General features: G+C 65.0%; 13 protein-coding genes. 6 read left to right on the top strand and 7 right to left on the bottom strand.

Translation table 11 applies throughout. The annotated features are described in order from the left end of the window. Positions 1–16: 16 nt before the first annotated feature. Complete coding sequence (locus tag E8F06_RS18370; RefSeq protein ID WP_280369848.1) at positions 17–832, bottom strand: helix-turn-helix transcriptional regulator; 816 nt, start codon at positions 830–832, stop codon at positions 17–19. A 176-nt stretch (positions 833–1,008) separates the two neighbouring features. Here E8F06_RS18370 and E8F06_RS18365 point away from each other — a divergent pair, with 176 nt between their 5' ends. Continuing rightward, positions 1,009–2,457, top strand: a complete 1,449-nt coding sequence (locus E8F06_RS18365) for an alanine/glycine:cation symporter family protein (protein WP_280369846.1) — start codon at positions 1,009–1,011, stop codon at positions 2,455–2,457. Between the two features lie 96 nt (positions 2,458–2,553). After that, entirely contained in the window at positions 2,554–3,537 is a 984-nt protein-coding gene (locus E8F06_RS18360; protein ID WP_280369844.1) for an asparaginase, read from the top strand. A gap of 123 nt (positions 3,538–3,660) precedes the next feature. Here E8F06_RS18360 and E8F06_RS18355 read toward each other — a convergent pair whose 3' ends face one another. The 4 genes from E8F06_RS18355 to E8F06_RS18340 form a co-directional block, all read right to left on the bottom strand. Next, positions 3,661–4,278, bottom strand: coding sequence for a hypothetical protein (locus E8F06_RS18355; protein WP_280370614.1), 618 nt, complete (start codon positions 4,276–4,278; stop codon positions 3,661–3,663). Then, positions 4,275–5,063, bottom strand: coding sequence for an EAL domain-containing protein (locus tag E8F06_RS18350; RefSeq protein ID WP_280369842.1), 789 nt, complete (start codon positions 5,061–5,063; stop codon positions 4,275–4,277). Before E8F06_RS18350 ends, E8F06_RS18355 begins: the two co-directional genes overlap by 4 nt. 280 nt (positions 5,064–5,343) lie before the next feature. Next, positions 5,344–7,149 (bottom strand): sodium-extruding oxaloacetate decarboxylase subunit alpha, encoded by a 1,806-nt coding sequence (gene oadA / locus E8F06_RS18345; RefSeq protein ID WP_280369840.1) that lies wholly within the window; start codon positions 7,147–7,149, stop codon positions 5,344–5,346. Between the two features lie 16 nt (positions 7,150–7,165). Next, positions 7,166–8,581 carry an acetyl-CoA carboxylase biotin carboxylase subunit gene (locus E8F06_RS18340; protein ID WP_280369838.1) on the bottom strand — a complete coding sequence of 472 codons (1,416 nt, stop codon included), beginning with the start codon at positions 8,579–8,581 and terminating at the stop codon, positions 7,166–7,168. A 201-nt stretch (positions 8,582–8,782) separates the two neighbouring features. On the opposite strand from E8F06_RS18340, the gene E8F06_RS18335 reads away from it, so the two are divergent. Next, positions 8,783–9,730 (top strand): LysR family transcriptional regulator, encoded by a 948-nt coding sequence (locus E8F06_RS18335; protein ID WP_280370612.1) that lies wholly within the window; start codon positions 8,783–8,785, stop codon positions 9,728–9,730. Here E8F06_RS18335 and E8F06_RS18330 read toward each other — a convergent pair. Continuing rightward, complete coding sequence (locus E8F06_RS18330; protein ID WP_280369836.1) at positions 9,672–9,893, bottom strand: transcriptional regulator; 222 nt, start codon at positions 9,891–9,893, stop codon at positions 9,672–9,674. The two genes, E8F06_RS18335 and E8F06_RS18330, sit on opposite strands and share 59 nt — an antisense overlap. Positions 9,894–10,071: 178 nt before the next feature. Between E8F06_RS18330 and E8F06_RS18325 the strand changes: the two genes are divergently transcribed. Continuing rightward, positions 10,072–10,446, top strand: coding sequence for a thioredoxin family protein (locus E8F06_RS18325; protein ID WP_280369834.1), 375 nt, complete (start codon positions 10,072–10,074; stop codon positions 10,444–10,446). A gap of 31 nt (positions 10,447–10,477) precedes the next feature. Here the strand turns inward: E8F06_RS18325 and hexR are convergent, their stop codons facing one another. Further along, positions 10,478–11,344, bottom strand: coding sequence for a transcriptional regulator HexR (gene hexR, locus E8F06_RS18320; protein ID WP_151138991.1), 867 nt, complete (start codon positions 11,342–11,344; stop codon positions 10,478–10,480). A gap of 196 nt (positions 11,345–11,540) precedes the next feature. Here hexR and zwf point away from each other — a divergent pair, with 196 nt between their 5' ends. Together zwf and yegQ are read left to right on the top strand one after the other, a co-directional pair. Next, positions 11,541–12,965, top strand: coding sequence for a glucose-6-phosphate dehydrogenase (gene zwf, locus E8F06_RS18315; RefSeq protein WP_280370610.1), 1,425 nt, complete (start codon positions 11,541–11,543; stop codon positions 12,963–12,965). Positions 12,966–13,164: 199 nt separating this feature from the next. Further along, complete coding sequence (gene yegQ / locus E8F06_RS18310) at positions 13,165–14,490, top strand: tRNA 5-hydroxyuridine modification protein YegQ (RefSeq protein WP_280369832.1); 1,326 nt, start codon at positions 13,165–13,167, stop codon at positions 14,488–14,490. Positions 14,491–14,734: the final 244 nt, after the last annotated feature.

The following is a 14,734-nucleotide window of genomic DNA, read 5'->3' as shown; positions in this document are numbered from 1 at the left end:
AGGCCTGCCCAACCCCTCACTCGATCTCGAACAGCCCGTTCTTGAGCGGCGCCACATCCAGGCGCTGGCGCACGTCGTCGTCGATGCGGGGGTCGTCGGGGCGGTAGAGCTTCACCTGGCGGTAGGCGGCGACGCGATTGATCTCCGGGCCAAGGAATTCCCAGACCACGCGGGTGCAGGCCGGGTTGCGCCGGTCGCCGCTGGAGACGCCGGTCTTCAGGCCGTTGAGGCGCGTAATGCGGCTTTTGTAACTGGGGATGAGGATGGTCTGGCTCATCTCGTTCAAGGTGAGCGACTCGTAGTCCACCAGGAACAGGCGATCCTGCAGCTGGAAGGCCGCGCCGAGGTAGCGGCAGCGCACCCAGTCCTCGGCCTGTGCGTCCAGGTTGCTGGAACGCTCCTGACGCTCCTGGCGCTCGAAGAGGAAGTTGCCGTCCTCCTCCCACAGGTGCACCAGCGACAGCAGTACCGTGCCCGGCACGGACATGCAGTTGGAGTATTCGAAGTAGTAGCCGCAGTAGCGCGACAGGTTGCCGGAATGCTCGCGCAAGGGCTTCAGCAGGCTGAACAGCGGGTCGTTGGCGCGGGCGAGGCTTTCCGACTGGCGAACGCCGATCAGCCGGGCGAACTGCTCGGTCGGCAGGACCAGTTCGTAGTCCTCGACGCCGAAAAAGTCGCCGATGCGCTTGAGGTTGTAGGCGGTCGGACGGCTCTGCCCGCTCAGGTACTTGTTGAACTGGGCGCGGTTGATCGCCAGCTTGCGGCAAACCTCCGAGATAGAGCGGTAGTGGCTGCACAACAGCTTGAGGTTTTCGCCCAGATTGTCCGACACCGCCCGTTACCCCCTGTTGCAAGTGGCGCGACTATAGCATCAAGTCGCATCACGTCGAATAAAGCCGCGAAATTGTCTGATATGTCGCATTCCCCAACCATTCGCGCCAACGGCAGAGGCGTGTCCGCCCGAAGCCTTCGTCCATCACGCGAACAATAAGAATCGAGGTCTCACTCATGCTTGAAGTGATCAACGATTTCCTCTCGGGGAAAGTGCTCATCGTGCTCATCGTCGGGCTCGGCACCTATTTCACCCTCCGCTCCCGCTTCGTCCAGTTCCGCCATTTCGGCCACATGTTCAGCGTGTTCAAGGAATCCATCCGTGGCCAGGCCGGTCAGCTGAGCTCCTTCCAGGCCCTGATGCTGAGCCTCGCCGGACGCGTTGGCGCCGGTAACATCGCCGGTGTCGGCCTGGCCGTGACCCTCGGTGGCCCTGGCGCCGTGTTCTGGATGTGGGTCACCGCGCTGGTCGGCATGTCCAGCAGCTTCTTCGAGTGCACCCTGGCCCAGGTCTACAAGCGCGCCGATGGCGATGGCCTGTACCGTGGCGGCCCGTCCTACTACATCCAGCACGGCCTGAAGCTGCGCTGGATGGCGCTGACCTTCGCCGTCCTGCTGCTGGTGACCTACGGCTTCGCCTTCAACGGCCTGCAGGCCTTCACCGTGACCCACTCCCTGGAAAACGCCTTCGACCTGCCGGTGCAGTACACCGGTATCGGCCTGGCCGTGCTCCTGGGCCTGGTGTTCATCGGCGGCATCAAGCGCATCGCCTCGGTGTCCGACCTGCTGGTACCGGTCAAGACCCTCGCCTACATCGCTGTCACCTGCTACGTGATCTTTTCCCAGATCGAGCTGGTGCCGGACATGCTGGTCACCATCGTGAAGAGCGCCTTCGGCCTGGAACCGGCCTTCGCCGGCCTGCTGGGTAGCGCCATCGTGATGGGCGTGAAGCGCGGCGTGTTCGCCAACGAAGCGGGCCTGGGCAGCGCACCCAACGTCGCCGCCGTGGCCGCCGTGAAGCACCCGGCCGCCCAGGGCGTGGTCCAGGCGTTCAGCGTGTTCCTCGACACCTTCGTGATCTGCACCTGCACCGCGCTGCTGATCCTGCTGTCCGGCTTCTATACCCCGGGCTTCGAAGGCGACGGCATCGTGCTGACTCAGAACTCCCTGGCCGCCGTGGTCGGTGAGTGGGGCCGCGTATTCATCAGCGTCGCGCTGAGCCTCTTCGTCTTCACCTGCATCCTGTACAACTACTACCTCGGCGAGAACGCCCTGCAGTTCCTGGTCGGTCGCAGCCGCGCCGCCCTGCTGAGCTACCGTGGCCTGGTGCTGGCACTGATCTGCTGGGGCTCCATGCAGAACCTGGGTACCGTGTTCGCCTTCGCCGACATCACCATGACTTGCCTCGCCTTCGTCAACCTGCTGGCCCTGGCCATGCTGATCAAGGTCGGCCTGCGGGTGATGCGCGACTACGACGAGCAACGCAAGGCGGGCATCAACCAGCCGGTGTTCGACTCCGCCAAGTTCGCTGACCTGGACCTGGACCGCGACGCCTGGCCGGCCAACCCGGCGCCGAGCGAGGACACCATCCCCGTCGCTCACGGCCTGGCGCAAAGCCACCGCTGATCGCGCGTTCCGGTAGTACCTGGTGCCGCTCCTCCGCTGATGCGGGGAGCGGCACCGTCGTTTCTGCACCCTGCTTTTTTCGAGTTTTCCAGACCCATGAATGCTGTGAAGAACCTTTTCGTGCTCTACACCGGCGGCACCATCGGCATGCTGCAGACTCCCGAAGGCCTGGCCCCGGCCAGCGGCTTCGAGGCACGCATGCGCGAGCAGCTGGACGGCCAGGGAGTGGCACTGGATTGGCACTTCCAGGAACTGCTGCCGCTGATCGATAGCGCCAATATGCGCCAGACCAACTGGCTGGCCATGCGCGATGCGATAGTCGACGCGGTGGAACGCGGTCACGACGGCGTGCTGCTGCTGCACGGTACCGACACCCTGGCCTACAGCGCGGCGGCCCTCGGCTTCCTGATGCTGGGCCTGCCGGTACCCGTGGTGCTGACCGGCGCCATGCTGCCAGCCGGAAGCGACGACAGCGATGCCTGGCCGAACCTGCTGGGCGCCATCCGTGCGCTGCAGGCGGGAGTCGCACCCGGCGTGCATCTCTTCTTCAAAGGCGAGCTGCTGCACGGCGCCCGCGCCAGCAAGCTGCGCTCGGAGGCCTTCGACGCCTTCGCGGTACTGCCGCGCCCACGAGACGGCGAACGCGCCGGCCGGATTCCCGCCGGCCTGGATTACCGCAGCCCGCGCCAGCCGGTGAACCTCGCGGTGCTGCCGCTGTTCCCCGGTGTGGCGGCGAGCCATGTGGAGGCACTGCTCGGCAGCGGCGTGCAGGGGCTCTTGCTGGAGTGCTACGGCAGCGGCACCGGCCCGTCCGACGACAAGGCCCTGCTCGACGTCCTGCGCGCCGCCCACCAGCGCGGCGTGGTGCTGGCCGCCATCAGCCAGTGCCCGGCCGGGCATATGCAGGCGGGCGTGTACGCCGCCGGCAGCCAGTTGCTGGCCACCGGCCTGGTGCCGGCCGGCGGCATGACCCGCGAGGCGGCCCTGGGCAAGCTGTTCGCCCTGCTCGGCGTCGGCATGCGCCAGGAAGAAGTGGAGCAGTGGTTTGCTGTGGATCTGTGCGGGGAGATGGCCGGCTGACGTTGCAGGGACCACGATGGGTATCGCTGCGCTCCACCACATCCTACGAAGTTCAGAACGTGCCGCATCGGTAGGATGGGTGTAGCGCAGCGATACCCATCACGCGGAATCAACGGGCCGGGCTCAAAACGGCCACCAGCCTCGTCCGTCCTCCAGCTCTTCGCGGCACTGAGCGAGTTGCCGTCCATAGGCTCTCGACTGCTGGTCCACCTTGCGCGCCACTTGCATCAGCCAGGGCTTCTGGCGGTAGCTGCCGCGCCGGAATCCGCCCCGCCCCTCGTGATAGGCCAGGTACTGGTTGTAGGCATCCCACTTCGAGAGTCCCAGGTGGCGGCTGCTGGCGTCGGTGTACCAGCCGATGAAGTCGGTGGCGTCGTCGAAATCGCTCCGTGAACCGCCGTCTCCTGTCGCCCGCTCGTAGTCGTCCCAGGTGCCATCGAGCGCCTGGGCGTAGCCGTAGGCGGAGGTGACCCGTCCCCAGGGAATGAACCCCAGGACGTAGTTGCGCGGCGGGCGGGCATCATGTCGATAGCTGCTTTCCTGGTCGATGAAGGCCATCGCCACGTGGATGGGCGTGCCCCAGCGCTGCTCCATTTCCCGCGCGTCCTCGTACCAGTCGGGGTACTGGCGGAATATCGCGCACAGGTTGTCCGGTGCGCGCGGCGGCGCCGTGGCACAGCCCGCGAGCAGGAGAACGATCAGCAGAATCGGGGCGATTCGACGCCCCCGCCCAGCTGTCAGACCCGCTCCGGCCGGCCAAGCCGGTAGCCCTGGAACAGCTTGAACGGAAGCCCCTTGGCCACCTCGTACTGCCAGTCGGTCTCGACTCTTTCGGCGACCAGCTCCACGGGATAGCGGTGGATGAACTGGTAGAGCCTTTCCATGAGGCCGGCATAGTGATCCGACATGAAGGCCTCGTCACTGCGCCAGGCGATGCCCAGGTCGAAGAGATCGAGCTTCACCACGTCGCACAGGCCCAGGTCGAGCTCCCAGTGGATGGGGGAATGGATGTCGTAGTCATCGAGGGCAACCTGCACGCCCTCCTGCCGCAGACGGATCAGCCCATTCATGTAGGCCTTGAACGCATCCGGGGCTTCCAGCGGGCGCTCGGTGACCTCGACCACCAGTTGGGCACCCGTGCTGAGCAGGTCGGCAGCGCTTTCGATCAGTTCGTCGACCATCGCCGGCTTGGCCAGGCTGCGCTTCTCGACATTGACGAAGTGCCGCACCATTGCCTGCCCGCCACGCTGGTCGTTCAGCTGGCGGTGGTAATGGGTGTCGAGCAGGCAACGCATGCGCAGCCCCAGCAGCAGCTCCTGGGTAACGCTGTGCAGGAGGTCGTCGGACATTTTGTAGATGCCCAGCTTGCCGGTACCGTCGAAGCGCGCCAGGTTCTCGAAGCCGATGATGCATTCCTGCCGGTCCAGGATTGGCTGCAACCGGGCCTCGGCCAGCCAGGCCGAGAGGAAAATGGGCTTGCCGGTGGGCGGCACGGGCGGAACGTCGCGCATGGGACGAAGGGGCATGGACCTGCTTCCGCAATTGGAGATGCGCGCAGGCTAGGTATCCGGCCCTCGATGATGGAAATCAGAAATCGTCATTGGCACAAGCAGGGGCTAGCAGGATGACGCTGATCCGGTAGGGTGCCCGTGCGCACCGGCGGTTTGACCTGATGCCGCGGCGGTTCGTGGAATCGGTGCGCACAGCGCACCCTACGATCCAGACCGAGCCAAAGACATCTACCTTCTTCTCGGACACAAAAAAAGGGAGCCTTGCGGCTCCCTACGGGGACTATCGCCGGAGCAATCAGGCGATTTCGATCAGGATCTCGCCCGGGTTCACGCGGTCGCCCTTGGCCACATGGATGGCCTTGACGGTACCGGCGATGGGCGCCTGGACTTCGGTTTCCATCTTCATCGCTTCGGTGATCAGTACGGCCTGACCGGCTTTCACCTGGTCGCCTTCCTTCACCAGCACGTCGACGATGTTGCCCGGCATGGTGGTGCTGACATCGCCCGGGGCGCTGGCCTGCTTGCGCTTGCTGCCGGCACCTGCGACGAACTCGTTGAGCGGCTCGAACACAACCTCTTCCGGCATGCCGTCGATGGCGAGGTAGAAGTGGCGCTTGCCGTCGCTCTTCACACCGACGCCGGTGATGTCGATGCGGTAGCTCTCGCCATGCACGTCCACCACGAACTCAGTCGGAGTGCCTTCGCCGCCGACCGCAACCGCACCCTTGCCGTTGGGCATGGGCAGCAGTTCTTCCGGCTTCAGGGTGCCGGCGGCACGCTCTTCGAGGAACTTGCGGCCGATGTCCGGGAACATGGCGAAGGTCAGCACGTCCTCTTCGGACTTGGCGAGGCTGCCGATATCTTCGCGCAGCTTGTTCAGCTCCGGCTTGAGCAGGTCGGCCGGACGCACGTCGATGACTTCCTCGTTGCCGATGGCCTGGCGACGCAGCTGCTCGTTGATCTCACCCGGCGCCTTGCCGTAGCGGCCCTGCAGGTAGAGCTTCACTTCGTTGGTGATGGTCTTGTAGCGCTCACCGGCCAGCACGTTGAAGAAGGCCTGGGTGCCGACGATCTGCGAGGTCGGGGTGACCAGGGGCGGGAAGCCGAGGTCCTCGCGAACGCGCGGGATTTCCGCCAGCACTTCCGGCATGCGGTTCAGGGCGCCCTGTTCCTTGAGCTGGTTGGCCAGGTTGGAAATCATCCCGCCCGGCACCTGGTTCACTTGCACGCGGGTGTCCACGCCAGTGAACTCGCTTTCGAACTGGTGGTACTTCTTGCGCACGGCGTGGAAGTACATGCCGATTTCCTGGATCAGCTCCAGGTCCAGGCCGGTGTCGTAGGGCGTGTCGCGCAGGGCGGCGACCATCGACTCGGTGCCCGGGTGGCTGGTGCCCCAGGCCATGCTGGAGATCGCGGTGTCGATGCGGTCGGCACCGTTTTCCACGGCCTTGAGCTGGCACATGCTGGCCACGCCGGCGGTGTCGTGGGAGTGCACGACCACATCCAGCGGCAGCGCGTCTTTCAGCGCCTTGACCAGTTCACCGGTGGCGTACGGGGTCAGCAGGCCCGCCATGTCCTTGATGGCAATGGAGTCCACGCCCATGTCGGCCATCGCCCTGCCCTGGGCAACGAAGGCGTCGATGGTGTGCACGGGGCTGGTGGTGTAGGCGATGGTGCCCTGGGCGTGCTTGCCGGCGGCCTTTACGGCTTCGATGGAGGTGCGCAGGTTACGCACGTCGTTCATCGCGTCGAAGATGCGGAACACGTCGATGCCGTTGACCGCGGCCTTGGCGACGAAGGCACGAACCACGTCATCGCTGTAGTGGCGGTAGCCCAGCAGGTTCTGGCCGCGCAGGAGCATCTGCAGGCGGGTGTTGGGCAGGGCGGCCTTGAGCTTGCGCAGGCGCTCCCACGGATCTTCCTTGAGGAAGCGCACGCAGGCGTCGAAGGTCGCGCCGCCCCAGACTTCCAGCGACCAGTAGCCGACCTTGTCGAGCTTGTCGCAGATCGGAAGCATGTCTTCGGTGCGCATGCGGGTGGCCAGCAGGGACTGGTGCGCATCGCGCAGGATGGTATCGGTGATCGAAATCTTCTTGCTCATGTTCTGAATCCTTCCCCTACAGGCCGGCGTGGGCGGCGATGGCGGTGGCGATGGCGATGGCCAGGTGCGACGGGTTGCGCTTGATCGAGTACTGGGTCAGCTCCGGATGGCTCTCGACGAAGCTGGTGTTGAACTCGGCGCTGCGGAACTCGGGATTGCGCAGAATTTCCTGGTAGTAGGGCGCGGTGGTCCGCACACCCTGCACGCGCATGTCATCCAGCGCACGCAGGCCACGGTCCAGCGCTTCTTCCCAGGTCAGTGCCCAGACGATCAGCTTCAGGCACATGGAGTCGTAGTACGGCGGAATGGTGTAGCCGGTGTAGATCGCAGTATCGGTGCGAACGCCAGGGCCGCCGGGGGCGTAGTAGCGAGTGATCTTGCCGAAGGACGGCAGGAAGTTGTTCTTCGGGTCCTCGGCATTGATGCGGAACTGCAGGGCGAAGCCGCGGTGGATGATGTCGTCCTGCTTGACCGACAGTTCCAGGCCCGAAGCGATGCGGATCTGCTCGCGGACGATGTCGATGCCGGTGATTTCCTCGGTGATGGTGTGTTCCACCTGCACGCGGGTGTTCATCTCCATGAAGTACACCTCGCCCTCGGCGAGCAGGAACTCCACGGTACCGGCGTTCTCGTAGCCCACGGCCTTGGCCGCGCGCACGGCGAGGTCACCGATGTAGGCGCGCTGCTCGGGGGTGAGCTGCGGGCTCGGGGCAATCTCGATGAGCTTCTGGTTGCGGCGCTGGATCGAGCAGTCGCGCTCGAACAGGTGCACGGTGTTGCCAAAGGAGTCGGCCAGGATCTGCGCTTCGATGTGCTTCGGGTTGACAATGCACTTCTCGAGGAAGACTTCCGCCGAGCCGAAGGCCTTGGTGGCTTCGGAGATCACACGCGGGTAGGCCTGTTCCAGCTCCTCGCGGCTGTTGCAGCGACGGATGCCGCGACCGCCACCACCGGAAGTGGCCTTGAGCATTACCGGGTAGCCGATGCGCTCGGCTTCGCGCAGCGCTTCTGCGAGGTCAGCGACGTTGCCTTCGGTGCCGGGGGTGACCGGTACGCCGGCCTTGATCATGCTGCGGCGCGCTTCGGTCTTGTCGCCCATGCGGCGGATCACTTCGGCGGAGGGGCCGATGAACTTGATCCCGCGCTCGGCGCAGATATCCGCCAATTCAGCATTCTCGGAGAGGAAACCGTAGCCCGGATGCAGGGCATCGCAGCCGGTCTCGACCGCCAGGTTCACCAGTTTGCGCGGGTTCAGGTAGCCCGCCAGAGGATCGTCGCCGATGCTGTGGGCCTCATCGGCGCGCTTGACGTGCAGGGCGTGCCGGTCGGCATCGGAGTAGATGGCCACCGAGCGGATGCCCATCTCGGCGCAAGCACGCACGATGCGGACGGCAATCTCACCACGGTTGGCGATCAGGATTTTCTTGATCACGAGTTGTCCCTCGACCAAGTGAACAGGCGAACGGCTGGGCCGGTCGTTGGGTGACCGCAGGTCGTGTAGCGGTCGCGTCATTACCCTACGCCGCGAGCGGGAATAACCCCAATCAATAATTATTGGGGTATCCATTAGGATGAGCTTATAGTCAGCAACCTTGCCCACCCCACGAGGCCAAAATCGATGCGCAAGACCCTGCTGCGTATGACGCTGCGCCAGCTCCAGGTATTCCGTGCGGTGTTCGAAAGCCGCTCCTACAGCCGGGCGGCCGAGGAGATGGCACTGACCCAGCCGGCCGTCAGCCTGCAGATCCGCCAGCTCGAGGAGCTGGTGGGCCAACCGCTGTTCGAGTACGTCGGCAAGAAGCTCTACGTGACCGACGCCGCCGAGGCACTGATGCGCGCCAGCAGCGATATCTTCCAGCGCCTGGCCAGCCTCGACATGCAGCTCTCCGATCTCCAGGGCTCGCTGCAGGGCCAGCTCAACCTGGCGGTAGAGTCCAGTGCCAAGTACTTCGTTCCGCACCTTTTCGCCGCCTTCCGCGAACAGCACCCGGACGTCAGCCTGCATCTGGTGGTGACCAACCGCGCCCAGGTCATCAAGCGCCTTTCGGACAACCGCGACGACCTGGTGATCATGTCCCTGGTACCCCAGGACATGGCCCTGGAGTTCCTGCCCTTCCTGAACAACCCGATCGTGGCCGTGGCGCCACCCGGCCACCCGCTGTGCAATGCCGCCAAGCTGACCCTGAAGGACCTGGAGCCCTACACGCTGCTGGTCCGTGAGGCCGGCTCGGGCACCCGCAAGGCCTGCGAGGAATACTTCCAGCAGAAGCGCGCGCACTTCGCCCAGACCATGGAAGTGGCCTCGCTGGATGCGCAGAAGGAGTGCGTGGTGGCGGACCTGGGGATCGCCCTGATCCCGCGCCACGCGGTGAGCCTGGAACTGGCAACGGGGTTACTGCGGGAGCTGCCGGTGGAGGAGCTGCCGCTTTACCGGAGCTGGTGCGCGGTACACGCCAAGGGCAAGCGGCTGTCGCCGGTTGCCCAGGCGTTTTTAGCCTTTATCCGCGAAGAACGCGCCCAGATCAGCGCGCTTTCGCACCGTTTTTCCGGTGCGCTGCCTTTGACGACAACAGGTAGTTAACGGCGATCAATTCGGGGTAGGGATAGTCCGAGCACTCCGCCTGCAGGCGGCGTTGCTCGACTCGGTCTTCGATGGCGCGGCGGAACTGCATACGCCGTTGGTCCTCCAGTTTGCGCCGGGTCTTGCTGTCCAGATGTACGGATTCATCGTGAAAGCGTTGCATGGCGTCTCTCCCAGGGTGGGTTCGGAAGCAGGCTGACAGGCGCAGGATCACCCGCCCCTGTGACGCTTTCGCGAAGGCTCGGTGAATCTGTGGTGAAGCGGGAGTTTCAGGTAGCTGGACAGACTGCCGGTGCCAGACTTTGCTCAGCAGTAGACGGGTAACGCCGCTGGAGGACGCCATGAGCAATGCCGTCGAGTTCTTCCAACGCTTTCCGATCCAACGGGTGCGCGCAAGCATCATCGATGACGTACTGGCCAGCGAACGGCAGAAGCTGGTGCTGCTCTACCTCTGGCAGGACGACTGCCCTCTCTGCGACGTCGCCAAGCACGACCTGTTGCGCACCCAGGAGCGCTGCCAGTGGCCACAGGTGCGCTGGCTGCACGACGAAGTGGATGAAGACCCGGCGCTGGCGCTGCGCTACGGCCTGCACGGGGTGCCCACCTTCGTTGCCCTCTACCACGGCCGGCCGCTGGGACGGATCACCAGTTGGCCGGGCAGCGGGCCTTTCATCGAGGCGATAGAGAGGCTGCTCGTGCGTCAGGGACTCGCTTGAGCGGAGCAGGCGAGTTCAATCCCTGAGCAACTCAGTCCTCGGCGCTCTTCACCGACTTGGGCGACAGGCGCAGGCTGCGCAGGCTTCGCTTCACGCTCTTGAGGTGGTTAACCAGGCTCGGGCCACGCGCCATCGCAACGCCCATGGCGAGCACATCGATCACCACCAGGTGGGCGATGCGCGAGGTGAGCGGGGTGTAGATCTCGGTGTCTTCCTGTACGTCGATGGCGAGGTTCACCGTGGCGAGATCCGCCAGGGGGGTCTGGCTCGGGCACAGGGTGATCAGGGTGGCGCCGGCTTCACGCACCAGGTTGGCGGTGATCAGCAGGTCCTTGGAGCGGCCCGACTGGGAAATGCAGATGGCCACATCCGAAGGCTTCAGGGTGACCGCCGACATCGCCTGCATGTGCGGGTCGGAATAGGCCGCCGCGGTGAGCAGCAGGCGGAAGAACTTGTGCTGGGCATCCGCCGCTACCGCGCCGGAAGCACCGAAGCCGTAGAACTCCACGCGCTGGGCCTGGGCGCAGGCACCGATGGCGCGCTGCAGGGCTTCCGGGTCGAGCTTCTCGCGGACTTCCATCAGCGTGTGCAGGGTGGTGTCGAAGATCTTCAGGCTGAAGTCCGCGACCGAGTCATCCTCGTGTATCGCGAACTGGCCGAAGCTGGCACCGGCAGCCAGGCTCTGCGCCAGTTTCAGCTTGAGGTCCTGGAATCCGCCGCAGCCGATGGCGCGGCAGAAGCGCACGATGGTCGGCTCGCTGACCCCGACGCCCTGGGCCAGATCGGCCATGGAGCTGTGCATGACCGCTGCGGGATCGAGCAGGACGTGGTCGGCGACTTTCAGTTCCGACTTGCGTAGCAGATGACGCGACTGGGCGATATGTTGCAGCAGGTTCACAGGGCAGGCTCTGTCTGGAATGGGGTTCTTGCCGGATTCTTCCGTCATGCAACGGCTCTCGACTCGGTTATGATCGGCTGAACCAGGCTGTAGTGATCTTGTAGTTATACTACATGAGTCGCTTCTCCGCCCAGTTGAACCACCTTTTCTCAGCGTGCAAGGAAGGGAGAGCGCATCCTTGACCAGCTCCTGCGACATGCTCGTCTTCGGCGGCACCGGCGATCTCGCCCTGCACAAGTTGCTTCCGGCCCTCTATCACCTGCATCGCGAAGGACGCCTGCATCCCCAGATGCGCATCCTCGCCCTCGCCCGCAACACCCTCGACCGCGATGGCTTCCGCGCCCTGGCCGAGCGCCGCTGCCGGGCCCAGGTGGCCCGCGCCGACTTCACCACCGAGGCCTGGCGCGGCTTCTCCGAACGCCTGGACTACTTCGCCATGGACGTGTCCCAGAGCGCCGACTTCGGCCGCCTGGCCCGCTACCTGGGGCCCGATCCCGGCTGCGGGCGGGTGTACTACCTGGCCACCGCCCCCGACCTGTTCGAGGACATCGCCGCACACCTGTCCATCGCCCGCATGGCCACCCCGCAGTCGCGCATCGTGCTGGAGAAGCCCATCGGCCATTCGCTGGATTCGGCCCGTGCGATCAACGCCGCGATCGGCAAGGTGTTCGACGAATCCCAGGTGTTCCGCATCGACCACTACCTGGGCAAGGAAACCGTGCAGAACCTGATGGCCCTGCGCTTCGCCAACGGCCTGTTCGAGCCGATCTGGCGCGCCGGGCATGTCGACCATGTCCAGATCAGCGTCTGCGAAACACTCGGCGTGGAAAACCGCGGCGCCTACTACGACCGCTCCGGCGCCATGCGCGACATGGTGCAGAACCACTTGCTGCAACTGCTTTGCCTGGTAGCGATGGAAGCGCCGGTGCGCTTCGACGCCGAAGCCGTGCGCAACGAGAAGGTGAAGATCCTCGAGGCGCTGAAACCCGTCTCCGGCCAGGATGTGCGCGACAAGACAGTGCGCGGCCAATACAGCGCCGGCAAGATCGGCGGCCAGGAAGTGCCCGCCTACTACTTCGAGAAGAACGTCGACAACGACAGCGACACCGAGACCTTCGTCGCCGTGCAGGCGGAGATCGACAACTGGCGCTGGGCCGGCGTGCCTTTCTACCTGCGCACCGGCAAGCGTCTGGCGCGCAAGTACTCGGAGATCGTCATCCAGTTCAAACCAGTGCCTCACCGCCTGTTCGCCGACGGCGAGGCCAACCGCCTGCTGATCCGCCTCCAGCCGGAAGAGCGCATCAGCCTGCAACTGATGGCCAAGAGCCCCGGCAAGGGCATGAACCTGGAGCCGGTGGAGCTGGACCTGAACCTGGCCAAGGCCTTCAGCCATCAGCGCCGCTGGGATGCCTACGAGCGCCTGCTGCTGGACGTGATCGAGGGCGATTCGACGCTCTTCATGCGCCGCGATGAAGTGGAAGCCGCCTGGCGCTGGGTCGACCCCATCCTCGAAGGCTGGCACGAGCACTACCAGAGCCCGCGCCCCTACCCCGCCGGCTCTACCGGCCCGGAACAAGCCCACAGCCTGCTGGAACTACACGACCGCGCCTGGCACGACTGACCAGGCGACCGTAGGTTGGTGCAGAGCGCAGCGAAGCCCAACAGACAGGGGTTTGACCGGGCAACGTTGGGCCTCGCTTCGCTCGGACCAACCTACGAACGGCAACCCCCCCAGCAGCCCCATTGCTCCAGAGCAATATTCCTCCCCGCCACCCTCCCTAGAATCGCGCGCCCGTCCTCCAGACTCCGCGAGCCGCGCCATGCACAGCCCCGAACTGCTCTCCCCCGCCGGCACCCTCAAGGCCATGCGCTACGCCTTCGCCTACGGCGCCGATGCCGTCTACGCCGGCCAGCCGCGCTACAGCCTGCGGGTACGCAACAACGAATTCGACCACGCCAACCTGGCCCTCGGCATCGAGGAGGCCCACGCCGCCGGCAAGCGCTTCTACGTGGTGGTGAACATCGCCCCGCACAACGCCAAGCTGCGTACCTTCCTCAAGGACCTGGAGCCGGTGATCGCCATGGGGCCTGATGCGCTGATCATGTCCGATCCCGGCCTGATCATGCTGGCTCGCGAGCATTTCCCGCAGATGCCCATCCACCTCTCGGTACAGGCCAACGCGGTGAACTGGGCCAGCGTGAAGTTCTGGCAGCAGCAGGGGCTCAGCCGGGTAATCCTGTCCCGCGAGCTGTCGCTGGAGGAAATCGGCGAAATTCGCCAGCAGGTGCCGGGCATGGAACTGGAGGTCTTCGTCCACGGCGCCCTGTGCATGGCGTATTCCGGCCGCTGCCTGCTCTCCGGCTACCTCAACCACCGCGACCCCAACCAGGGCACCTGCACCAATGCCTGCCGCTGGCAGTACGGCACCAAGCCGGCCCATGAGGACGAACTGGGACAGGTGGTGCCCACCCTCGGCTGCGGCCAGCCGAGCGACCAGGTGGTCCTCTTGGAGGAAGCCAATCGTCCCGGCGAACTGATGTCCGCCTGGGAGGACGAGCACGGCACCTACATCATGAATTCCAAGGACCTTCGCGCCGTGCACCACGTGGAGCGCTTGCTGCAGATGGGCGTGCATTCGCTGAAGATCGAGGGTCGCACCAAGTCGCACTTCTATGTGGCACGCACCGCCCAGGCCTATCGCAAGGCCATCGACGACGCCTGCGCCGGCCGCCCCTTCGACCGCACCCTGATGGACGATCTCGAATCATTGGCCAACCGTGGCTACACCGAAGGTTTCCTGCGCCGCCATGTACACGACGAGTACCAGAACTATGAGCACGGCTACTCGCTGTCGGAGCGCCAGCAGTTTGTCGGCGAGCTGACCGGGGTGGTTCGCCAAGGGTTGGCGGAGGTGCGGGTGAAGAATCACTTCGCCGTCGGCGACCGCCTGCAATTGATGACCCCGCAAGGCAACCTCGACTTCCGCCTGGAAGCCCTGGAAAACCGCTACGGCGAGCGCAAGGCGGTGGCCCCGGGCGACGGCCACACCCTGTACCTGCCGCTGCCTGCTGGCGTGGACCTGGAGAACGCCCTGCTCCTGCGCTGGTTCAGCAACGGCAATAGCCGCACGGCGGCCAGCGCCTGACGGGTCGCTCCGTACTCTCTTCTGTAGGGTGGGCCGGGCGGCGCTCCGCTTCAGCCCACGCGGAGGCTCGTTGGTGGGCTGAAGCCCACCCTACCAATGCCACCTCCGCTGCGTTGAGCGGAGCGATACCCATCATCCCACCCGACAACTCAATGCCACCGGACGAACCTGTAGGAGCGAGCTTGCTCGCGAACCGCCATGGCACGAAGCTTCGCGAGCAGAGCTCGCTCCTACAATGTGTCAG

It is taken from the genome of Pseudomonas sp. BN411 (assembly GCF_029871235.1).
In the GTDB taxonomy this organism is placed as follows: Bacteria; Pseudomonadota; Gammaproteobacteria; order Pseudomonadales; family Pseudomonadaceae; genus Metapseudomonas.
This window is presented reverse-complemented; position numbering and strand designations above follow the sequence as displayed.

Excerpts from the sequence above, each read along its gene's own strand:
- E8F06_RS18330 (WP_280369836.1), bottom strand. The coding sequence starts at position 9,893 with ATGCAACGCTTTCACGATGAATCCGTACATCTGGACAGCAAGACCCGG.
- E8F06_RS18325 (WP_280369834.1), top strand. The coding sequence starts at position 10,072 with ATGAGCAATGCCGTCGAGTTCTTCCAACGCTTTCCGATCCAACGGGTG.
- E8F06_RS18350 (WP_280369842.1), bottom strand. The coding sequence starts at position 5,063 with ATGCCCCTTCGTCCCATGCGCGACGTTCCGCCCGTGCCGCCCACCGGC.
- zwf (WP_280370610.1), top strand. The coding sequence starts at position 11,541 with ATGCTCGTCTTCGGCGGCACCGGCGATCTCGCCCTGCACAAGTTGCTT.
- yegQ (WP_280369832.1), top strand. The coding sequence starts at position 13,165 with ATGCACAGCCCCGAACTGCTCTCCCCCGCCGGCACCCTCAAGGCCATG.
- E8F06_RS18365 (WP_280369846.1), top strand. The coding sequence starts at position 1,009 with ATGCTTGAAGTGATCAACGATTTCCTCTCGGGGAAAGTGCTCATCGTG.
- oadA (WP_280369840.1), bottom strand. The coding sequence starts at position 7,149 with ATGAGCAAGAAGATTTCGATCACCGATACCATCCTGCGCGATGCGCAC.
- E8F06_RS18360 (WP_280369844.1), top strand. The coding sequence starts at position 2,554 with ATGAATGCTGTGAAGAACCTTTTCGTGCTCTACACCGGCGGCACCATC.